21 protein-coding genes are annotated in these 21,995 nt (G+C 59.1%); 8 read left to right on the top strand and 13 right to left on the bottom strand.

Annotation, left to right across the window (positions count from 1 at the left end):
* Positions 1-68 precede the first annotated feature (68 nt).
* Positions 69-647: a nitroreductase family protein gene (locus K3727_08250; protein UWQ92758.1), complete on the top strand. Its 579-nt coding sequence runs from the start codon at positions 69-71 to the stop codon at positions 645-647.
* On the top strand, positions 644-1,345 hold the full coding sequence (locus K3727_08245; protein ID UWQ93313.1) for an EI24 domain-containing protein: 702 nt from the start codon (positions 644-646) through the stop codon (positions 1,343-1,345). The genes K3727_08250 and K3727_08245 overlap by 4 nt, the downstream gene beginning before the upstream one ends.
* An 87-nt stretch (positions 1,346-1,432) precedes the next feature.
* Here K3727_08245 and K3727_08240 read toward each other — a convergent pair whose 3' ends face one another.
* Together K3727_08240 and mce are read right to left on the bottom strand one after the other, a co-directional pair.
* Positions 1,433-1,699, bottom strand: coding sequence for a DUF1467 family protein (locus tag K3727_08240; protein UWQ92757.1), 267 nt, complete (start codon positions 1,697-1,699; stop codon positions 1,433-1,435).
* Between the two features lie 56 nt (positions 1,700-1,755).
* Positions 1,756-2,160 carry a methylmalonyl-CoA epimerase gene (mce, locus tag K3727_08235; protein ID UWQ92756.1) on the bottom strand — a complete coding sequence of 135 codons (405 nt, stop codon included), beginning with the start codon at positions 2,158-2,160 and terminating at the stop codon, positions 1,756-1,758.
* A gap of 197 nt (positions 2,161-2,357) precedes the next feature.
* On the opposite strand from mce, the gene K3727_08230 reads away from it, so the two are divergent.
* Complete coding sequence (locus K3727_08230) at positions 2,358-3,077, top strand: response regulator (GenBank protein ID UWQ92755.1); 720 nt, start codon at positions 2,358-2,360, stop codon at positions 3,075-3,077.
* Positions 3,078-3,324: 247 nt separating this feature from the next.
* Here the strand turns inward: K3727_08230 and K3727_08225 are convergent, their stop codons facing one another.
* The 5 genes from K3727_08225 to K3727_08205 form a co-directional block, all read right to left on the bottom strand.
* A complete protein-coding gene (locus K3727_08225; GenBank protein UWQ93312.1) occupies positions 3,325-4,560 on the bottom strand; it encodes a DUF1501 domain-containing protein in 1,236 nt (411 codons plus the stop codon).
* A 22-nt stretch (positions 4,561-4,582) separates the two neighbouring features.
* On the bottom strand, positions 4,583-5,974 hold the full coding sequence (locus tag K3727_08220) for a DUF1800 domain-containing protein (protein ID UWQ92754.1): 1,392 nt from the start codon (positions 5,972-5,974) through the stop codon (positions 4,583-4,585).
* Positions 5,975-6,169: 195 nt separating this feature from the next.
* Positions 6,170-8,020 (bottom strand): aspartate--tRNA ligase, encoded by a 1,851-nt coding sequence (gene aspS / locus K3727_08215; GenBank protein UWQ92753.1) that lies wholly within the window; start codon positions 8,018-8,020, stop codon positions 6,170-6,172.
* A 203-nt stretch (positions 8,021-8,223) separates the two neighbouring features.
* Entirely contained in the window at positions 8,224-8,892 is a 669-nt protein-coding gene (locus tag K3727_08210; GenBank protein ID UWQ92752.1) for an aminotransferase class IV family protein, read from the bottom strand.
* Positions 8,835-9,968, bottom strand: a complete 1,134-nt coding sequence (locus tag K3727_08205; GenBank protein ID UWQ92751.1) for an aminodeoxychorismate synthase component I — start codon at positions 9,966-9,968, stop codon at positions 8,835-8,837. Before K3727_08205 ends, K3727_08210 begins: the two co-directional genes overlap by 58 nt.
* A 187-nt stretch (positions 9,969-10,155) precedes the next feature.
* Here K3727_08205 and carB point away from each other — a divergent pair, with 187 nt between their 5' ends.
* On the top strand, positions 10,156-13,503 hold the full coding sequence (gene carB, locus K3727_08200; GenBank protein ID UWQ92750.1) for a carbamoyl-phosphate synthase large subunit: 3,348 nt from the start codon (positions 10,156-10,158) through the stop codon (positions 13,501-13,503).
* Between the two features lie 291 nt (positions 13,504-13,794).
* Here the strand turns inward: carB and K3727_08195 are convergent, their stop codons facing one another.
* The gene (locus tag K3727_08195; protein ID UWQ92749.1) at positions 13,795-14,256 is read right to left on the bottom strand and encodes a hypothetical protein; all 462 of its coding nucleotides are present in this window, start codon (positions 14,254-14,256) and stop codon (positions 13,795-13,797) included.
* Between the two features lie 423 nt (positions 14,257-14,679).
* Between K3727_08195 and K3727_08190 the strand changes: the two genes are divergently transcribed.
* The gene (locus tag K3727_08190) at positions 14,680-15,270 is read left to right on the top strand and encodes a thymidine kinase (protein ID UWQ92748.1); all 591 of its coding nucleotides are present in this window, start codon (positions 14,680-14,682) and stop codon (positions 15,268-15,270) included.
* A 65-nt stretch (positions 15,271-15,335) separates the two neighbouring features.
* Here the strand turns inward: K3727_08190 and K3727_08185 are convergent, their stop codons facing one another.
* From K3727_08185 to K3727_08165, 5 genes are all read right to left on the bottom strand, one after another.
* Positions 15,336-16,292, bottom strand: coding sequence for a D-glycerate dehydrogenase (locus K3727_08185; protein ID UWQ92747.1), 957 nt, complete (start codon positions 16,290-16,292; stop codon positions 15,336-15,338).
* A 2-nt stretch (positions 16,293-16,294) separates the two neighbouring features.
* Positions 16,295-16,633: a tRNA-binding protein gene (locus K3727_08180; protein UWQ92746.1), complete on the bottom strand. Its 339-nt coding sequence runs from the start codon at positions 16,631-16,633 to the stop codon at positions 16,295-16,297.
* A complete protein-coding gene (proC, locus tag K3727_08175) occupies positions 16,626-17,441 on the bottom strand; it encodes a pyrroline-5-carboxylate reductase (protein ID UWQ92745.1) in 816 nt (271 codons plus the stop codon). The genes K3727_08180 and proC overlap by 8 nt, the downstream gene beginning before the upstream one ends.
* A gap of 128 nt (positions 17,442-17,569) precedes the next feature.
* Positions 17,570-18,070, bottom strand: coding sequence for a YbjN domain-containing protein (locus K3727_08170; GenBank protein ID UWQ92744.1), 501 nt, complete (start codon positions 18,068-18,070; stop codon positions 17,570-17,572).
* 624 nt (positions 18,071-18,694) lie between these two features.
* Entirely contained in the window at positions 18,695-18,943 is a 249-nt protein-coding gene (locus K3727_08165; GenBank protein UWQ92743.1) for an accessory factor UbiK family protein, read from the bottom strand.
* A 95-nt stretch (positions 18,944-19,038) separates the two neighbouring features.
* On the opposite strand from K3727_08165, the gene lgt reads away from it, so the two are divergent.
* From lgt to pgeF, 3 genes are read left to right on the top strand one after another with little or no spacing between them, the layout of a single operon-like run.
* Positions 19,039-19,923: a prolipoprotein diacylglyceryl transferase gene (lgt, locus tag K3727_08160; protein ID UWQ92742.1), complete on the top strand. Its 885-nt coding sequence runs from the start codon at positions 19,039-19,041 to the stop codon at positions 19,921-19,923.
* On the top strand, positions 19,923-20,990 hold the full coding sequence (locus tag K3727_08155) for an SAM-dependent methyltransferase (protein UWQ92741.1): 1,068 nt from the start codon (positions 19,923-19,925) through the stop codon (positions 20,988-20,990). Before lgt ends, K3727_08155 begins: the two co-directional genes overlap by 1 nt.
* On the top strand, positions 20,987-21,742 hold the full coding sequence (gene pgeF, locus K3727_08150) for a peptidoglycan editing factor PgeF (protein ID UWQ92740.1): 756 nt from the start codon (positions 20,987-20,989) through the stop codon (positions 21,740-21,742). Before K3727_08155 ends, pgeF begins: the two co-directional genes overlap by 4 nt.
* Positions 21,743-21,995: the final 253 nt, after the last annotated feature.

Genomic DNA, 21,995 nt, shown 5'->3' with positions numbered 1-21,995 from the left:
ACGACCCCCTTGAAATCCCACCATGATTGACCGACATAGGTCACACTTGATGTAAAAGAGTTTAACATATGCCTGATCGCAACCAAGCCGCTCTGGATTTTCTGTTGTCACGCCGGTCCCGCCCCGCCAAAACTCTGGTCGCCCCGGCACCAACCCGCGCGGATCTGGACCTTATATTGACCGCCGCAGCCCGCAGCCCGGACCATGGCAAGCTGGAACCCTGGCGATTCATTGTCATCCAACAGGGTGCAATGGCGCGCCTGTCGGATCTGACCCGCGCACGCGGCGCGGCTTTGGGCAAAACCGAAGAGGATATTGCCAAGGGCTGTTCGCAATTCGATCAGGGCCTGTTGGCAGTGGCCGTCATCGAAACCCAAATCCCGTCGCCCAAGATCCCAGCCATTGAACAGACCTATTCCGCCGGCGCGGTCTGTCTGGCGCTTTTGAATGCGGCTCTGGCCTCGGGGTGGGGCGCGAATTGGCTATCCGGTTGGATTTCACATGATCGCGCATTCTGTGAACAGGGGCTGGATCTGGCCGAACACGAACGCATCGCCGGTTTCGTCCACATCGCCACCGAAGGCACCCGCCCACCCGAACGTCCCCGCCCGAATCTCGAGGAGATCACCCAATGGGTTTCGGAATGATCCTTTCGTCCTTTCTCAAAGCTCTGGGCCAGATCGGTGACCCGCGATTCCGTAGGGTTCTGTTTTTGGGAATCGGACTGACATTTGCTTTGCTGATCGCAGCTTATGCCGGGTTTCTGATCCTGATAAATTGGTTTGTCGGCGCTGATGCGACGTTGCCGGTTTTGGGAGAAGTGCATTGGCTGGGCGATTTGCTGAGCATTTCCTCCTTTATCTTCATGATTATCCTGTCAGTTTTTCTGATGGTCCCGGTCGCGTCGGCAATTACGTCGATGTTTTTGGATGAGGTGGCGCAAGCGGTAGAAGACAAACATTATCCCAGCCTGCCCCAGGCGCAAAAGGTGCCCTTTGGCGACGCATTGCGCGATACGGTGAACTTTCTGGGGGTTCTGATCGGAGCCAATCTGTTGGCCTTTATCCTCTATGCCTTTCTTGCACCATTGGCGCTGTTCATCTTTTGGGGGCTGAACGGGTTTCTGTTGGGGCGGGAGTATTTCACACTTGCGGCCATGCGCAGACTGGGCCGTCCCGGTGCCCGCAAATTGCGCAGCCAGCACGCGGGCAAGATCTGGATCGCCGGCATCCTGATGGCGATCCCGCTGTCTGTGCCGCTGTTGAACCTGGTGATCCCGATCCTGGGCGCGGCCACATTCACCCATATTTTCCACGCTGTGAATGGAAGAAACTCGGAACGCTGAACCACATGTCCCTGACACGCAAATGCCCGGAATGTTTCTAACATTCCGGGCATTTTGTTTTTCTGGAAACCGTTTGGATTGCCGGCGTCAGTCCATCCGGCCCAGCCAGTCAAAATCCCGTATCGTAATCCATCCCGACAGGATGATCCCGACAATGACGATCCACAGAACAAAGGAAATGGCTGTGGTAATCCAGGCTTTCTTCTTCAGGTGGTGATGCTCGGGCGCACCCGCATGGGTTCCGGGCTCGATCTTGCCCAGGTCGCCCTGTGTCTGCAGGCGAATGGGTATCACGACCAGAAAGGTCAGGAACCAGATGACAGAGAACAGGACCAGACCTGATGTGATGGACATGACGCGTCTCCCAATTTTCCGGGCGGTCTGGCTGACCACCCGGGTCTATAGTTGTTTCAAACCTGTTCCAGTTCCACCAGACACCCGTTGAAATCCTTGGGGTGCAGGAACAGAACCGGTTTGCCGTGGGCCCCGATCTTGGGTTCGCCCGATCCCAGAACCCGGGCCCCGGTTTCCTTGAGGTGGTCGCGCGCGGCGATGATGTCATCGACCTCATAGCAGACATGGTGAATGCCGCCCGACGGGTTCTTTTCCAGGAACCCGTTGATCGGGCTGTTGTCGCCCAGCGGATAAAGCAGTTCGATCTTGGTGTTTGGCAGTTCAATAAAGATGACCGTCACGCCGTGGTCAGGTTCATCCTGAGGCGCGCCCACCTTGGCTCCCAATGCGGTGCTGTATTGGGCGGCTGCGGCCTCGAGGTCCGGAACGGCAATGGCGACGTGATTCAAACGACCAATCATACTCTCTCTCTCCTGATGTCTTGCGCTATGTCTTGCGCTATGTCTTGCGTTGGCCCGGTTATGGTCTGGATGCGCCATGGGAACAAGTGCGCCAATGCGCCCGGCCCCATGGTTTCGTGACCTGGTCAGAGAGGATGCTCCTGCTGTTAACCCGGTGTTAGCCATCTCGCTCTAGCCTCGTGCTCAGGAGGCATGACATGGACGAACTGGATCCCTTTGCAACGCCAAATCGGCACCCGACGCCCACCCGCCCACTATTGGGGCTGACCATTCTGGTTGTCGAGGACAGCCGATACGCATCCGAAGCGATGCGCCTTTTGTGTTTGCGTAGCGGGGCGCGCATCCGACGGGCTGATTGCCTGAAGTCCGCGTATCGGCATCTACAGGTCTATCGACCTGCCGTCATCGTGATTGATCTGGGGCTCCCGGACGGGTCGGGGTTGTCGCTGATCCGTGATCTGGCCGAATCGGTGCCCCGTGTCGGTGTCATTCTGGGCACATCTGGCGAAGACACGGGCGAAACGCTGGCCATGTCGGCCGGTGCTGATGGTTTTCTGGCCAAACCCGTCACCTCGCTGGCCGTTTTTCAACAGGCGGTCCTGACCCGGCTTCCCGCCGAAGACCGGCCTGCCGGGCTGCGTCTGTGTGACGACGAACAGATCGAACCGGACCCCTTGGCCTTTCAGGATGATATGGCCCATGTGGCCGATGTGCTGAATGAATCGCAGGATGACAAGGTCCTGGACTATGTCGCCCAATTTGTCGGTGGGATTGCCCGCAGCGCCGGGGATACGTCATTGGCGGATGCAGCGGCGGGTTTGGCCAGGACCCGGGCCAACGGGGGGCCTGTGGCCTCGGATACGGCCCGCATTGCCGGATTGGTTCAGGAACGTCTTTTGCACCGAAAGGCAATCTGATGTTCGAAATCTTTGTTCTGGCCATCTTTTCCCTGGTTGTCGTGCTCTATGCTCAGGCCAGGGCCGCCGCCCGTGAAATTCGACGCAATCGCAAACTGACCGGAGCGTCCGTGATCAAATGACACGTCGGGCGCAGCCTGCCCAATTGGTGTTACCGTCGAAATGCCCGCCTGTGATCCGGGGTGCTGCCGCGCCAAAGCCACGAGATGGGGCACCGGTTTGCCATAGGGTGTTCGCGGGCTGATGTTCAGCGCAACAGCTTTGGGTTCGCCCCCATGTCCACCCCGGGAAATATCGTGTTCTCCAGGGTGGTTTGGTCCAGACCGGCCACATCCCTCAGAATCCAGGCAACCTGCGCACGCACATCTGCTGTCGGCATCAAATCCCGCCGCGCATATAGATCTGCTTCCTTCAGCCCTGGCCAGTGTCCCTGCACCCTGCCGCCACGGATTGCACCTCCGGCCAGCACCATGGCCCCGCCGGTGCCATGATCGGTGCCGCCAGTGCCATTTTCGCGCACGGTACGGCCGAACTCGGTCAGCGCCACAATCGCCGTCTTGCTCCAAACATCTGGCCCCACCCCGGTCTGCACCTCCAGGATTGTTTCGGCCAACCGCCCCAACGCCGCTCTGAGCCCCGCCTTTTGACGGCTGTGCGTATCCCAACCGTTGATGGAAAAGGACGCCACCCGTGTATCCCCGCGTAGCTGGCGGGCGGCAAAAGCTGCTATTTGACGGTGCATCCTGCCCTTTTGGGGCTTTGGCATGGTCATTGGGGCCATCTTTTCATCTATGCCCTCGTCCATCTGATCCGCCAGACGGGTGCCCCCCATCTCCGCACGGGACAGATCCAGCGCTTCGTTCAGCGCGGTATGAAACAATGGATCCTCTTGCATGACCAACCCGGCCAAACGTTCGGCTTGTGGGCTCATCACCAGATTGGCTTCGGGGGACCAGTTGGACACCCCGGCAGGGCCACGCAGCAGCTTCATGTCGTCCCGACCCAACGCAAAGGCCGTCCGCGGTCCGGCACCGGGTACAGTCTGTAACAGCCGGTTCAGCCAGCCGTCCGTGCGACCATCCAATCCGGCCGTGCCCGCTTCGAGCAGATCCTGCCCGTCAAAATGGCTGCGTTTGTCCCGGTAAGGGGTCGATACCGCATGAACAAATCCCAGTTCGGCACGGTCCCAAAGCGGGCGCAACGGCATCAACGCCGGATGCAGCGCATAAAACCCGTCCAGATCGGCTGCGCCCGATTCAGGTCCACCCTTCAACGTCCGCCTCAGCGCCGCATAATCCGGATCACCGTAAGGCTGTATTACATCCAGGGCATCCATGCCCCCACGCAGGATGATCACCACCAGCCGTGTCTCCCAAGGGGCCGCTGCAAAGGTGACAGGGGTCAACACCGGGCTTGCGGCCAGCGTACACCCCAAACCAGCCGTTTGGCTCAGAAACCGGCGCCGGGACAACCTTTGGGGCATCATACCACTCCTTCGACTCAATCTAGCGGCGCTGAAACCCCGGGGACATCAGCGTCAGGCCAATAGCATCGGATCGGGTTTCCGCAGATCGCGCCGCAAATTTCACCTGGGCCGTGGCATAGCGGCCCAGAACATTTTGGTGAAACTGCCGTGGATCCGGCAAATCCATGTGCAACTCTTGCGGGGCGGCCATCGCCCAACGCATCCGGGCGGCCAGACCCTGTGGCGTGATCCAGGCACCATCTTCTTCAGGCCAGCCATTTGGCCCGGCCGGTTTCAACCAAGCCTGCCCCATCACCGCCAAAGATGCCATGATCCCACGCGTGATCCGCGTCGGCCTGCCCCCTTGCAACCGATCAGGAGACACCGCCAAAGCCCGGCAGGCTGATGCCACAAAGGGAAACGGGGGTTTGACGTTCATCAACGGGTCTGCCCAGCTGGATGGATGTTCCAAAAGGGCCGCATAAGTCTGCATCAGATCACCCTGCGTGTCCTGATAGCGACGGGTCAGGTGATCAATCAGCACAGGATCAGGTGTGTCTGACACGAAATGCACGGCCAATTTGGATGCGATGTGGCGCGCTGTCGCCGGATGCATGGCCAGATCGGTCAGCACATCATGGATCGTACCCAGCGCGGGAGTGGCGGCATAGGCTTTGCCCAGGACAGTCTCGGCCCCCGGTTCGGCCATATCCTTGCGGAATATGAAACCTGTCTTGGCGTTTTGTGTCAGGCCGGTGAACAATTCAGCCAATTGACGCACGTCCGATTGGTCATACGGCCCCTCAACGCCCAGCGTGTGCAGTTCCAGAACCTCTCGCGCCAGGTTTTCATTCACCCCTTTTAACCGTCTATTGGTCTGGGCGGCTAGACTGCTGGGACCCACCGATTTGTCCTGATCCAGATAATTCAGCATGATGGGATGCGTCGTTGCGGCAATCAAAAGATCGCTGAAGCGGCCCAGGATATGGGGTCGGATTGCGTCTTCGATATAAATGGGTGTCCCATACCGAAACAATCCCGCCTTGCCGATTGCGGTGAAATGGTCGGCCCAGAATGTCACCAGCCGTTCGCGAAATCCCTGTTCAGTCCATGTCCAGCGCAGTATCGACTGGCCAAGCCAGCCGATTTTTGCCTGCCGCGCCTTTTTGCGAAGCGTGCCCGCCTGGTGCTGAAACCGCGCGGCCTTGGCTGTGTTCTGGTTTTTCCGGGCTTTGCGCGCGGTTCGTGTGTTCCGCTCTAACAACAGCTGCCGATTGCGAAAAACGTCGAATGTTTCCAACGGAAACTGCGTCACCATCACGTCCGGGGCTGCCAATCTGTCCAGAATGTCCAACGCCGATCGTGGTGCCGCGAGGTCGGGCGAAAGACCACATCCAAAACGGATTTCCGCCAGTTCAGAAGAAAAACCCATCCGCAGCCCGCTCCGTCAACCCGAATCCAGCGATGCACCCAGACTAACGGGACTGCGCGCGCGCTGCACGCTTTTGACGCACTCTTTCGTCCCGCGCCGGTTTCCGCCCAAAATCGCTTGGGGCTTTGAAACAGAAAACGGCCCGGTCGCCAAACGCCGGGCCGTTTAAAAATAACGCCGTCTGATCCAGTCAGATCAATCCTGCGGGATCACCCGCAGGCCCAGCTCCATCAACTGGTCGGTCATCGGCTCCGAAGGGGCCGACATCATCAGGTCTTCGGCGCGCTGGTTCATCGGGAACATGATGACTTCGCGGATGTTGGCCGTGTCGGCCAACAGCATGACGATGCGGTCGATCCCGGCCGCACAGCCACCGTGGGGCGGAGCGCCGAATTGGAATGCGTTGACCATACCGCCAAAACGCTTTTCGACTTCGTCCTTGCCATAACCGGCGATTTCAAAGGCCTTGAACATGATTTCGGGACGGTGGTTCCGGATCGCACCGGATACCAGCTCGTACCCGTTACAGGCCAGGTCATACTGATAGCCCAGCACCTCGAGCGGGTTGCCCTGCAACGCCTCCATGCCGCCCTGGGGCATCGAGAACGGGTTGTGTTCGAAATCGATCTTGCCGGATTCTTCGTCTGCCTCGTAGATCGGGAAATCGACGATCCAGGCGAATGCAAACCGGTTGGTGTCGGTCAGACCCAGTTCGTCACCGATGACAGTCCGTGCACGTCCTGCAACGGATTCAAACGCCTTGGGCTTGCCGCCCAGGAAGAACGCCGCATCGCCCACGTCCAGACCCAGCTGCTGACGGATCGCTTCTGTGCGCTCGGGACCGATGTTCTTGGCCAGCGGTCCCGCCGCTTCGTTGCCCAGAACGATTTCGCCAGATTTGATCAGCGCATTGACGTCCTTGACCGAAATGCCACGTTCCTGCGCGATGGAATCTGCCGATTGCTTGCGCCAGAAGATATAGCCCATGCCGGGTAGACCTTCTGCCTGGGCAAATTTGTTCATCCGATCGCAGAATTTGCGCGACCCACCTGTTGGGGCCGGAATGGCACGCACTTCGGTGCCTTCGTTTTCCAGCAGGCTGGCAAAGATGGCAAAGCCGGAACCACGGAAATGTTCGGAACAATCCTGCATCTTGATCGGGTTGCGCAGGTCGGGTTTGTCGGTGCCATACCATTTGGCAGCGTCCTTGTAGGAGATCTGCTCCCAGTCGGTATCGACTTTGCGACCACCGCCGAACTCTTCGAACACGCCCTGCAGCACCGGCTGGATGGTGTCGAATACATCCTGTTGGGTGACAAACGACATTTCGAGGTCAAGCTGGTAGAAATCGGTGGGCGACCGGTCGGCGCGCGGGTCTTCGTCGCGGAAACACGGCGCGATCTGAAAGTATTTGTCAAAGCCCGACACCATCATCAGCTGTTTGAACTGCTGCGGGGCCTGCGGCAGCGCATAGAATTTTCCCGGGTGCAGACGCGAGGGCACCAGAAAGTCACGCGCGCCTTCGGGGCTGGAAGCGGTGATGATCGGGGTCTGGTATTCGCGGAATTCGCGGTCCCACATGCGTTTGCGCATCGAGGCAACCACATCCGAACGCAGGGTCATATTGGCCTGCATCTTTTCCCGGCGCAGATCGAGGTACCGATACCGCAGACGGGTTTCTTCGGGGTATTCCTGATCGCCAAACACCATCAGCGGCAGCTCTTCGGAAGCCCCCAAGACTTCCAGCTCACGCACGTATACTTCGATTTCGCCGGTGGGCAGTTTCGGGTTCACCAGATCAGCGGCGCGTGCCTTGACGGTACCGTCGATACGGATACACCATTCGGAGCGGACCTTTTCCAGATCGGCAAAGGCGGGGCTGTCGCCATCGCACAACACCTGGGTAATGCCGTAATGGTCGCGCAGGTCGATGAACAGAACGCCGCCGTGATCACGGACCCGATGGACCCAACCGGACAGGCGAACGGTTTCGCCGACATTGGCGGCGGTCAGAGCGGCGCAGGTATGGCTGCGATAAGCGTGCATGGATCAGATCCCTTCGGGCGTCAAAACGGTTCGCGCCGATACACCGTGCCGGGCCGGGGAAGTCAAGGGGAGAGAGCTCTGTGCCCTCTCTGGTCGTCGGGTTTTTTGGATTTCACCGGATTTGAGGGGGCCAGCCCCCTCTGCGCCTGCGGCGCATTCACCCCCGGGATATTTCCGGCCAGATGAAGGACGGATCTGTGCAATCAGCCAAGACCGCCCGCAAAGCGGGCCGGGATCAGGCCACGCAGCGAGTTTCCAACAGCGATGGATCGAGCTGTGCGCAAATCGTCCAGCGTGACCACCTGTTCCCGAAAGTCGCCGGAGTCCAACAAGGTTTCGCGCAGGATTCCCGGCAACACGCCGCAGGCCAGCGGCGGCGTCACCCGATCTGCATTCGCCAGCGTCACAAAGATATTGGTAATGGTGCCTTCGCAGACCTCTTCGCGTTCATTGACAAAGATCGCCTCGCCCACGCCCGCAGGCAGATTGGCGCGGGTGGACTCATACAACGCCCGGCGCGTGGTTTTGTGCCGCAGCCACGGGTCGCACGATTGGAGCCGCGTTTCAGCGACGACCAGACACCAGTCTTCTGGCGTCTTGCCCAGCGCGGCAGTGGTCAGGTCCATATGTCCCTGCCCATCCAGCGTCAGCCGACAGCGTTGCGCGTGCACGCCGCCGACAGTGTCCAGGACCTCTCGGACAGCATCGCCATCAAACGCGAGCCCCAAAGCCAGTGCCGACCGCTGCAGTCGCGCCAAATGGCGGTCCAGATGCCGGAACCCTATGCCATTCGGGTGCCAGCCCAGAGTTTCTATCAGGCGGAAATCCGGGTCTGAGGCAAAGTCGGGGTTTTGGCGAAACGGGTTTTCCATAAAGCTTCCTCGTATTCGGACGGTGCAGTGCTGTCCCAGACAACGCCACCGCCGACATTCAGCGTGACCTGCCCGTCCTCGACCATCAGTGTCCGGATCGCCACGTTGAATTCGGCGCTTCCATCCGGGGACGCCCAGCCGATCGTTCCGCAGTAGATATCGCGGGCCCAGGGTTCCAGGTCGTTCAGGATCTCCATGGCGCGGATCTTTGGCGCGCCCGTGATTGACCCACAGGGATAGAGCGCGCGCAGGATGTCGCCCAACCCGGCCTCTGCGCGCAATTGTGCCTGCACCAGCGATACCATCTGATGCACGGTGGCGTAGCTTTCGACGCTGAACAGTTCAGGTACTCTGACCGATCCGGTTTCGGCCACTCGGCTGATATCATTGCGCAGCAGGTCCACGATCATCAGGTTCTCGGCGCGGTTCTTTTCATCCGTCCTGAGAAAGTCGCGACGACGCGCGTCTTCGACCGGATCGGGGCTGCGGGGTTGTGTCCCCTTCATTGGGCGTGTTTCGATCATGCCGTCGGCCGTCGTGCGAAAGAACAGTTCGGGGCTGCGCGACAACAGATCGGGCAAGCCATCCTGCAACACCATGGCACCATGTCCAACCGGTTGCAGATCACAAAGGGCGGCATACAACGCTGGTGCGTCGCCAAAGATTTCGGTTTCGATCGGGAACGTCAGATTGGCCTGATAAATGTCACCAGCGCCAATACCTGCGTTCACGACATCAAAAGCCTGGGTATACCGGGCCTGATCCCACCGCGGGCGCAAAGCCCCCAGAGCGGCTTCGCCTGTCCCCAGGGGGCTGACACCTGGCGCGCCATAAACCCCGAAACACAACAACGGCAAGCGGCGTTGCCGTGGCAACCGATTCACCAGCCGGGGCTCCAAAACATAGCCAAGTTCGTAACTGGCATATCCCGCCAGCCACGCACCTTGGGACCGGGCGCGATCCATTGCGTCCAGCGCAGCGGGCACATCGCCCGCCGTATCCGCCCGGATCACCTGATCCGGTTGTTCAAAACACGTCCCCGGCCCGGCCGGTCCCTGGTCGAAACGAATATGCATCTGGCATCCCCATTTGCCGCTGGGCTTTGGTATAGTGTCTCTGACCGCATTCGGAAGGGGGGAAAGCGGCAAATTCACTTCCATTTCCGATCCCCCTTGCACCTTTCCGCGCGGTGCCTATAACGCAGGACAATTTGGGCGCACGGGCGGCGCCTGCTGACTCGCGCAAAATCGAAGGAATCTGGCCATGCCAAAGAGAACCGACATCCAATCGATCATGATCATTGGGGCGGGTCCCATCGTAATCGGGCAAGCTTGCGAATTCGACTACTCTGGCGCACAGGCGTGCAAGGCGCTGCGCGAAGAGGGATACCGGGTGATCCTGGTGAACTCGAACCCCGCAACGATCATGACCGACCCCGGTCTGGCCGATGCCACTTATATCGAACCCATCACCCCGGAAGTGGTCGCCAAGATCATCGAAAAGGAACGCCCCGACGCGCTGTTGCCGACCATGGGCGGACAGACCGGGCTGAACACCTCGCTGGCGCTCGAAGAGATGGGGGTGCTGGAAAAATTCGGCGTCGAAATGATCGGTGCCACCCGCGATGCCATTGAAATGGCCGAAGATCGTAAACTCTTTCGCGAAGCGATGGACCGGCTGGGCATCGAAAACCCCAAGGCCACAATCGTCACCGCCCCCAAGAAACCCGACGGCAGCGCCGATCTGGATGCCGGGGTGCAACTCGCACTGGAGGATCTCGAAGAGATCGGCCTGCCCGCCATCATCCGGCCTGCGTTTACCATGGGTGGCACCGGTGGTGGCGTGGCCTATAACCGCGAAGATTACATCCACTTCTGCCGCACCGGAATGGACGCCTCTCCGGTAAACCAGATCCTGGTGGATGAAAGCCTGCTGGGCTGGAAGGAATACGAGATGGAAGTGGTCCGCGACAAGGCGGACAACGCGATCATCGTCTGTTCCATCGAAAACGTCGACCCCATGGGTGTACACACCGGTGATTCGATCACCGTGGCCCCGGCCCTGACCCTGACCGACAAGGAATATCAGATCATGCGCAACGGCTCGATCGCCGTTCTGCGTGAAATCGGGGTGGAAACCGGTGGGTCGAACGTTCAATGGTCGATCAACCCCGAAGATGGCCGCATGGTCGTGATCGAAATGAACCCGCGGGTGTCGCGCTCTTCTGCCCTGGCGTCCAAGGCGACCGGCTTTCCGATTGCCAAAATCGCTGCGAAACTGGCCGTCGGCTATACGCTGGACGAGCTGGACAACGACATCACCAAGGTCACCCCGGCCTCGTTCGAGCCGACCATCGACTATGTCGTGACCAAGATCCCAAAATTCGCATTCGAGAAATTCCCGGGGTCCGAACCCTATCTGACGACCGCAATGAAATCGGTGGGTGAAACCATGGCCATTGGCCGGACCATTCACGAATCGTTGCAAAAGGCGTTGGCGTCGATGGAGTCGGGTCTGACCGGTTTTGATGAAGTCGACATCCCCGGCGCACCTGACAAGGCCGCGGTGATCAAGGCGATCAGCCAGACCACCCCGGACCGGATGCGCACCATTGCCCAGGCGATGCGCCACGGACTGAGCAACGACGAAATCTTTGCCGTCACGAAATTCGACCCCTGGTTCCTGGCCCGGATCCGCGAAATCATCGAGACCGAAGAAGACGTGCGTTCCAACGGCTTGCCGACGGATGCAGCGACTGTGCGTACGTTGAAAATGATGGGCTTTACCGATGCCCGTCTGGCCAAGTTGACCGATCAGAGCGAAAAATCAGTGCGCAAGGCACGTCGCACCCTGGGTGTGAACGCGGTGTTCAAACGTATCGACACCTGCGCCGCCGAATTCGAAGCCCAGACCCCTTATATGTATTCCACCTACGAGGCCCCGATGATGGGCGAAGTGGAATGCGAAGCCCGCCCCAGCGACCGAAACAAAGTTGTCATTCTGGGTGGTGGTCCGAACCGGATCGGCCAGGGGATCGAGTTTGATTACTGCTGTTGTCACGCCTGTTATGCGCTGACGGACGCGGGATATGAAACCATCATGATCAACTGCAACCCCGAAACCGTGTCGACCGACTATGACACATCGGACCGGTTGTATTTCGAACCGCTGACTTTTGAACATGTGATGGAAATCCTGTCCACCGAACTGGAAAACGGCACCCTGCATGGCGTCATTGTTCAATTCGGCGGTCAGACCCCGCTGAAGCTGGCCAATGCGTTGGAGGCCGAAGGTATTCCGATCCTGGGCACCACCCCGGACGCCATCGACCTGGCAGAAGACCGCGAACGTTTCCAGGCGCTGGTCAATGATCTGGGCCTGAAACAGCCGCACAACGGCATTGCCTCGACCGACGCGCAAGCAATGGAAATCGCAGAGGAAATCGGCTTCCCTCTGGTGATCCGCCCGTCTTATGTTCTGGGGGGACGCGCCATGGAAATCGTGCGCGACATGGCCCAGCTGGAACGCTATATCGCCGAGGCGGTTGTGGTGTCAGGCGACAGCCCCGTGCTGTTGGACAGCTATCTGGCCGGCGCAGTCGAGCTGGACGTGGATGCCATCTGTGACGGCACCGACGTGCATGTTGCAGGCATCATGCAGCACATCGAAGAGGCCGGCGTGCATTCGGGCGACAGTGCCTGTTCGCTGCCCCCCTATTCGCTGGACAAGGATGTGATCGAAGAGATCAAGGTTCAGACCCACGCATTAGCGCGTGCGCTGAATGTTGTCGGCCTGATGAACATCCAATTCGCAATCAAACCGGATGAGAATGGCAATAACGAAATCTTCCTGATCGAAGTAAACCCACGTGCCTCGCGCACCGTGCCCTTTGTTGCCAAAGCCACCGACAGCGCAATCGCGTCGATTGCCGCGCGTGTGATGGCCGGTGAAAAACTGTCGGCCTTCCCGATGCGCCCGCCTTATGAGGCCGACGCCGGTTATGACGTGGACACGCCGATGGCGGATCCCATGACCCTGGCCGACCCGGACATGCCCTGGTTCTCGGTCAAGGAAGCGGTGTTGCCCTTTGCCCGGTTCCCCGGTGTCGACACTATTCTGGGCCCGGAAATGCGCTCGACCGGCGAAGTCATGGGGTGGGATCGCTCCTTTGCCCGCGCCTTTCTCAAGGCGCAGATGGGGGCCGGGATGGTTTTGCCGTCTTCGGGCTGTGCCTTTGTGTCGATCAAGGATGCCGACAAGGGCAAGCTGATGGTCGAAGCGGCACAGACGCTGGTCGAACAGGGCTTTACCCTCGTCGCCACCCGCGGCACACAAGGGTGGCTGGCCGAACAAGGTGTTGCCTGTGACGTGGTCAACAAGGTCTACGAGGGGCGCCCCAACATTGTAGACATGTTGAAAGATGGAGCCGTTCAATTGGTGATGAACACCACCGAAGGTGCCCAGGCGGTCGAAGACAGCAAGGCGATCCGCTCGATCGCGTTGTATGACAAAATCCCCTATTTCACCACCGCAGCGGGCAGCAATGCAGCAGCTTTGGCGATCAAGGCTCAGGCCGAAGGCGAAGTCGAAGTAAAGAGCCTGCAAGGGTAACTTTGCATCCTCAGTGATCAATCCAACGAAAAACCCGGCCGTTGTGGCCGGGTTTTTTGTGTGCAGTGTGATGGGCAGAGCGGTCTCTGAGACCGTTGGATTATGTCGGCGTGTTCCCGGTCGATGCCCTCTTTGGCACAAATTGCCGTCTCCTCCCGATCAGCCTAGCGACCACCCGGAACAAGCCCTCAGGTCCCGACACAGATCAGACCTGCACAATGGTCACGAGCAACGGGACTGCTGCGCGTACGCACCAGCCGCATTCAGAACGCCAACGGGAGTGAAATCAACTCAGGCGCTTTCTTCTTCGAGATGCAGCTTCATGTCGATCAGAACCTGCTGAAGCAGCGATGTTTCCCGCAACAGGCGCTTTGCTTCGTTGACAGTAATGATCCCATCCTCGATCGCCTGCTGGTATTCGCTCATCAGCATGGCAAATCTCTGGCTCAGCGCGATCACATCCGAATTGACGCCCCCTGCGGCCTTGGGGGTGTTCGGCTTGCGATCATCATAAGACAGGCGAATGTTCTTCAGTTCGGCCAATGCACTGGTAACATGCGGGTACGAAGCCGATTTCTCAAGCTTGGCCACCGCATCAACCGGCATGAACCGATCTGCATGTTCGGCATTGTCCGAATAATACCTGCCCAATGTGGCTTTGGACTTGCCAGTAATCTGGCAGGCTGCCTCGATTCCCACGTCCTTGACCAATGCCTCGGTGTGTTTCTTCAAATACGACCCAATATCGGCCATTCATGCATCCCTGGTTCTGGTTCCGCGCTCCCCCCAGCCAAGATGGCAGGGGAATGGCCCGGTTATTTTCCCATTTCTACCACACACGGCAAATGTCACAATTCAAATATCCCGTGGGTAATCAAGGGATTTAAAGAGTTCTCTGGTGGTTTGTCCACCGTAGCATGAGTTTGGGGCCGGTACATAGTATTGTATGTGTCCGGCTCCATGGTCGCATTGGCGACCAAAGTCAGCTGTCGGCCAGTCCGTCTTCCATCCATCCCCAGGGCCGTTCCGTCCCGGATACAAGACGCAGCGCCGACAGCGGTTGACCTGCGGCAGATCGCACTTTTCGACATCAAAACCACGCCAAAAGTCCGATTTTTTGCAGATGATTGCCCGATTGAGGTTCCAACATCCGGGCAGGATCTTTAGACCGCAGACATGGCCAAGCTCTACTTTAATTATTCGACAATGAACGCCGGCAAATCCACGGTTTTGCTCCAGGCATCCCACAACTATCGCGAAAACGGCATGCAGACCTATCTGTTGACGGCGCAGATTGATGATCGCGCCGGAGTCGGCCGGATCGCGTCCCGCATCGGCATCGGGTCCGAAGCAGATCTGTTTACGCCCCAGGATGATCTGTTTGCCATGATCCAGGGCCGCATGTCACAGGGGGCCGTTGCCTGTGTCTTTGTCGATGAGGCCCAGTTTCTGAAACCGGATCAGGTCTGGCAACTGGCACGCGTGGTGGATGATTTGAATGTGCCGGTCTTGTGCTATGGGCTGCGCGTGGATTTCCGGGGTGAACTGTTTCCGGGATCAGCGACCCTTTTGGCTCTGGCCGACGAAATGCGCGAAGTCCGCACAATTTGCCATTGCGGTCGAAAAGCCACCATGGTGATCCGCCAGGACGAGACAGGCCGTGCGATCACCCAAGGGGAACAGGTGCAGATTGGTGGCAATGAAACCTATGTCTCGCTGTGTCGTCGTCACTGGCGCGCTGCAATAGCGGACGGCTCACAGATTTGACCAAAAGTGGCCAACGCAGTTGCAACCGCGTTGGCCAAGCCTCTTGAAAGAGGCTTTGGTACGGATCACCCAACCGGATTGGGAAGCTCCAGATCCGCCAGAAATGCGGCAACGTTGTCCAATGCCATATGCCCCATATCGCTGCGCACTTCTTCGGTGGCAGTGCCCAGATGCGGCAACAAGGTCACGTTTTCCCGATCCATCAGAGCCTGAGGCACTTTGGGTTCGAATTCATAGACATCCAGCCCTGCCCCGGCAATCGAGCCCGTTTCAAGCGCAGCGATCAAAGCTGATTCTTCGACCACTTCGCCACGTGCGATGTTGATCAGATGGCCGGTCGGCTTCATCGCGGCCAAGATTTGCGCATCGATCAGATGCGTGGTGTCCGCCCCACCGGGCACAGCCACGACCAGAAAATCGACCGCCCCCGCCAAAGCCGCCAGATCCTCAGCCCGCGTCGCCGGGAAATCCAGCGTCTTGGGGGATCGTGCGACGTACTGGACGTCCATGCCGAAACCAAAATGACAACGCCGTGCAATGGCCTGACCGATCCGGCCCATGCCGACGATCCCGACGGTCTTGCCAGTCGCATGCAAGCCAAGCATCTGCGTTGGATGCCATCCTTCCCAGGTTCCGGCCCGCACCAGGCGTTCACCTTCGCCAGCGCGCCGCGCGGACATCAGGATCAGCGTCATGGCAATATCTGCCGTGGCATCGGTCACGGCCCCGGGGGTATTGGTCACCTGCACGCCAGCAGCATGCGCTGCGGCAACATCTATGTGATTATACCCGACGCCAAAATTGGCCAGCAGCTTGCAGCGCGGCTGAGCCACTTTGGCAAAGATTTCGGCTGTGAATCGGTCGCCCAGCGTTGGCACCACGACATCAAATTCGCTCAGTGCCCGCAGCATCTCTGCTTCGCTCATCACTGCGTTGGTTTCACGGATTTCAAGATCCGCAAACGCTTCGCGCGCGCGGGCCTCGACCGAGGCCGTCATCGGCCGCGCAATCCAGACTTTCATAATTAGTGCATCCTCCCACCCCGTGGTACCGCTCCATCCGGCCCCACGAGAACGATTTCTCCGTTTTCATCCGGCAGACCAAGCACGAGTAACTCGGACATGAACTTGCCTATCTGCCGCGGAGGAAAGTTTACGACCGCCAGAACCTGCTTGCCCACCAGCGTTTCCGGCATGTAATGCGCCGTTATCTGCGCTGAGCTCTTTTTTACGCCGATTTCCGGCCCAAAATCGACCCAGAGCTTGATTGCTGGCTTGCGCGCTTCGGGATAGGGCTCGGCCCGGATGATTTCACCCACCCGAATGTCGACCTTCAGGAACTCGTCAAAACTCAGATCAGCCACGCGACAGCTCCTTGGATCGGTTTGTTGCGGCACCAACAGCCCGGTTCAACAGAACAGGAAAACCGTCCGTTTCATTCATCAGCACCTCCAGCGCCGCCTGGGTCGTGCCGTTCGGACTGGTCACATTGACACGCAGCTGCGACGGCGTTTCCTCTGCCGCTTCGGCCAACGCCCCTGCCCCGCCCACGGTTGCCTTGGCCAGCGTCATCGCCAAATCGGCTGACAACCCTTGGGCCTCGCCTGCGGCGGCAAGGGTTTCGATCAGGTGAAACACATAGGCCGGTCCCGAACCGCTGACCCCTGTGACCGCATCCATCTGCGCCTCATCCTCCAGACGCACAGTCTGGCCGACGGCCTGCAACAGCCCCTCGGCCATATCCAGATCTGCATCGGTGGATTGGGCATTGCCGATCAACGCGGTGATTCCCCGTCCAATCGCCGCCGGTGTGTTGGGCATGGCGCGAATGATCGGTGTGGCCGCGCCCAGGATCTCTTCATAGGTAGCAATCGAAGTGCCCGCCGCCACCGATACGAACAAGGTTGACCCGCCGCCCAGCGCCTGCATTGCGGGCAGTGCATCGCCCATCATCTGCGGTTTGACAGCCACCAGCACAATCGCCGGATTGCCGGGCAGATTGGTGTTGATATTCACACCCTGCGCCTGCACCCAGTCCGACGGGTAAGGATCCTGAACCCAGACCGATCCAGCCGGCAGACCTTGGTCGAGCCAGCCAGCCAACATGGCCGACCCCATCTTGCCACAGCCCAGAAGCACAAGCCCCCGGTCCGCAATAACCGACATATCCATGAATTGCCCCTTCCCTAGACCGTCACGCAAAAACCCCGAAACGGTGGCCTGTCGGCCGACCGTCACGGGGCAAGGTGACAAATGTCGGAAGCACGTCCCATCGACGCCCCCCGGTTCAGGGCATAGGTTTACGCGCGGCCATAGGCCTCTGCAATGGCGACTTCGAGCGCCTGTTTCGGGGTGCGATCCCCCCAGACCAGCAACTGAATCGCCGGGTAATACCGTTCTGCGCTCAGCACGGCGGCATTGATCAATGTGTCGATCTGATCAGGGCTGGCCATCTGACCGCCCGCCAACACCAATCCATAACGATAGACCATCAGCTTTTGCTCACCCCAATAGGTGAACGCCCCGGCCCAGCATTGGTCATTCATAAGGTTCAACAGCTCGTACAACCCGGTTAATTTGTCCTCGGGCGGATCCATTTCAAACGTGCACACCATGCGCAGGGTCTCGTCATAGGCGGACCACGCAAGAGTGATCGAATAGGTTCGCCATTGTCCTTCGACCGCCATTGCAATCTGATCATCACCGATCCGGTCGAAATCCCAATCATGGTGTTCGGCCAGATGTTCAACAATATCGATGGGGTGAAGGTCTTCTTCCAGAAACTGCTCGGAAAGGGCCATTTTTGCACCTCACTGCTTTTCTAGCGGGCCGGGGCGGCAGCGCCCCCAGCGCTAGATGCCTGCTCTACAAACCGGGGCGATCCCCCGTGCCTGTACCAGATATGGTGCGATTACAGGAACAATCTGGCAACCCCCTATTTTGGGGATAACTGCAATAAGTTGTGGACAGAGTGCTCAGAACCCCAAAATGCTGGGGGCAACTTGGTCATACAGGGAAATTTCCGTAAATGGAAGCCCGCCGCCCCCTTTGGCACATTTGAAGACAAGGCGGTCAATTGTGCAAACCCACCGACGTTTAAGTGACCTGGCACGCGGTTCAGGGTGCGCCCCAGGGCCGGCCTGAGGCAAGCAGACAACAGGAGCCCTCCAAGCAGATTGGGCGAACCCACCCCAAGTCCCGAAGCCTCCAGTACCAAGGACCCAAGTACTACGGCCTCTTGTTGGGCGAAAACACATCCGCGAACGTCGCGGTCCCAGTCCCCGGTCCATAGGCATGGAAATGGCTTGTCTGCCTTCGGCCCAGGCGCTTTGGATTGGCGGTACGGATGGCACCATGGCGGCGCACGCCAATGATGAACCGCGGCCTGCGCCGCAGTTCATTGTCTTGCAGGATTACAGGACTATTCAGCCGTTGATCTTGTCTTCCACCGCGGCAAGGCGGGTTTTCAACGCCTCGTTTTCTTCGCGGGCCTTTTGCGCCATGGCGCGCACGGCGTCGAATTCTTCGCGGGTGACAAAATCGCGGTCAGCCAACCAGCGGTCCATCAGGCTTTTCATCGCGGTTTCGGCTTCGTCCTTGGCACCCTGGGCCACGCCCATGGCGTTGGTCATCAGCTGCGACATGTCATCCATGAATTTGTTGCGGGTTTGCATGTTCGATCTCCGTTTCAGGCTTGCTCACTATATGGTGTGTCCGGACGCCATGGGCAAGGTTGACTTCCCCCTTTTGCCACGGGCATTCAGGGCGCATGCAAGCCGTCATCACTTTTCCCGACCTATCACCCGAATTGTTCTCCATCACTGCCTTTGGGATGGAGTTTGCGCTGCGCTGGTATGCGCTGGCCTATATCGTGGGCATTGTCATTGCCTGGCGTATGGCAGTCATGGCCACGCGGCGCGCGGGGCTGTGGCCAAACGACACCGCCCCGATGAAACCCGAACAGATCGAGGATCTTCTGACCTGGATCATCATCGGCGTCATTGTCGGTGGTCGATTGGGATTCGTGCTGTTTTATCAACCCGGCTATTACCTGGCCAATCCGGGGCAAATTCTGCAGGTCTGGCAGGGCGGCATGGCCTTTCACGGCGGGTTGCTGGGTGTGGTCCTGGCCAGTTGGTTTTACGCCATTCGCCATAATATTCCCCGGCTCAGCCTTGCCGACCTGGTGGCCTACACGGTGCCGCCGGGATTGCTGTTGGGGCGGCTGGCGAATTTCGTCAATGCAGAACTGTGGGGGCGCCCGACGGATGTACCCTGGGCCGTGGTGTTCCCCGGGGTCGCCGCACAGGATTGCCCCGATGTCCTGACGCTATGCGCCCGCCACCCGTCTCAGTTGTATGAAGCCTTGCTGGAAGGGGTACTGTTGGGCGCGGTGCTGCTCTGGTTGGTTTATCGGCGCGAGGCCTTGAAACGGCCCGGGATGGTCGTCGGGGTTTTTCTCGCCGGATATGGCGCGGCCCGCTTTGTGGTCGAGTTCTTTCGCCAACCGGATGCGCATTTCGTCTCTGAGGGCAATCCGCTGGGGCTGGCTTGGCAACTGGGCGGTTATGGGCTGACCATGGGACAGCTCCTGTCGCTTCCGATGATTGCGCTTGGGCTGTTCTTTGTATTGCGCGCGCGAAAGTCGGCCTGATGACTCTGAAACAGATCCTGATCGAGCGCATTCATCAAACCGGGCCGCTGACCATAGCGGAATACATGACTGAATGCCTGTTGCATCCGACCCATGGCTATTATTCGACCCGCGACCCGCTGGGCCAATCCGGCGACTTTACCACCGCACCGGAAATCAGCCAGATGTTTGGCGAACTGATCGGGCTGTCCCTGGCACAAAGCTGGTTGGATCAGGGATCGCCTACTCCCTTTACCCTGGCAGAACTCGGCCCTGGGCGCGGAACCTTGATGGCGGACCTGTTGCGGGCAACCCGAGCCGTCCCAGGGTTTCACGACGCGGCCCGAATCTGCCTGATCGAAGCATCACCGGTTTTGCGTAGCGCCCAGAAACAAACGTTAAAGGGATATGAGCCTGACTGGATGGCCGAGGTGGATATGCTTGCCGATCAGCCCCTGTTTCTGGTCGCCAACGAATTCTTTGACGCGCTGCCCGTGCGCCAATACCTGCGCGACGGCGATGGATGGCGCGAAAAGCAGGTCGGATTGCAAGACGGGACGTTGGCCTTTGGTCTGGGACCACATGGGGCGCAACCTGGATTGCAGCACCGGATGGATGACACACGGGATGGCGATCTGGTCGAACTCTGCGACGCGGCCCGTCTGATCGCCACCCGAATCGCGCATCAGATCGCGACCTTTGGGGGGGCAGCTTTGGTCATTGACTATGGGGATTGGCGCTCTCTTGGTGATACATTGCAGGCGTTGCGCGGACATGCGCCGACGGATGTCCTGGCAGATCCGGGACAGGCCGATCTGACCACTCATGTGGATTTCGAAGCGCTGACGGCGTCAATCCAGTCGGCGGGTGCGAAATTTTCGCGCCTCACCCCCCAAGGTGTGTTCCTGGAACGCCTCGGGATCACCGATCGCGCCCGCGCGTTGGCTGCGCGGTTACAGGGGCCGGCGTTCGAAGATCTGATCGCCGCACATCGACGGTTGACGCATCCCGAAGAAATGGGAAACCTGTTCAAAGTGCTGGGCCTCTACCCGGCCCAGAAAACACCTCCACCCGGATTGGACCCATGACGCTGGAAATTCTCACCTCAGATACCCTGTCCCCGATCCGACACGGGTTTTTCACCCGTCGCGGCGGTGCGTCCTCCGGCGTGTTTTCCGGGTTGAACTGCGGCAGCGGATCATCGGACCAAACCGAAGCGGTCGCGCTGAACCGCGCCCGGGTCGCGGACGCCATGCAGATTGCCCCACACGCGTTGGTCGGTGTGCATCAGGTGCATTCTGCCGATGTCGTGACGGTCTCGGCCCCGCTGGACAGCAAACCCAAGGCCGACGCGCTGGTCACGGATGTCCCCGGATTGGCGTTGTCGATCCTGACTGCCGATTGCCAGCCGGTTCTGTTTGCCGATGCCGAAGCCGGGGTGATTGGAGCCGCGCATGCCGGGTGGCGTGGTGCATTGGATGGGGTGCTTGAATCAACCATCGAGGCCATGTGTGCATTGGGTGCGCGGCGCGAGGACATACAGGCCGTGATCGGCCCGGCAATTTCGCAACGCGCTTATGAAGTCGGTCCGGAATTTCTGGATGAATTCCTGTCCAATGATCCGGACAACTCCCGTTTCTTTGCCAATGGCGAAGGCGACCGGATGATGTTCGATCTGCCCGCCTATGGGGTGTTTCGGTTGCGCGAGGCAGGTGTCGGGTCCGCCGAGTGGACGCGTTATTGTACCTATAGCGACCCGGACAGGTTCTATTCCTATCGCCGGTGTACCCACGCAGGAGAAGCGGATTACGGTCGCCTGATCTCGGCCATCTGCCTGTAAGTTGACGCCCGTTGGTAACGGACTGATCAGGATTGTGGCAAAAGCTGCACGGAATTTGCCACAATCAAGCAACCCTAGCGGGTTATTGCATCATCGAACTTGCCCCGGTCGATGCCACTCTCTCCAAAAAACAATCACTTAGAACAAAGTCACCTTTGAAATTGGTGTTATCTGGGCCGCGCGGTTTTTGTCGCAAATTCCACCAATCGGACATAACCGGGCCGCAATCCGCCACCATAAAGATCTCAATCGA

It is taken from the genome of Rhodobacteraceae bacterium M382 (genome assembly GCA_025141015.1).
GTDB classification, from domain to species: Bacteria; Pseudomonadota; Alphaproteobacteria; order Rhodobacterales; family Rhodobacteraceae; genus Aliisedimentitalea; species Aliisedimentitalea scapharcae.
The sequence above is the reverse complement of the archived record's forward strand: the minus strand, read 5'-3'. Positions and strand labels throughout refer to the sequence as shown.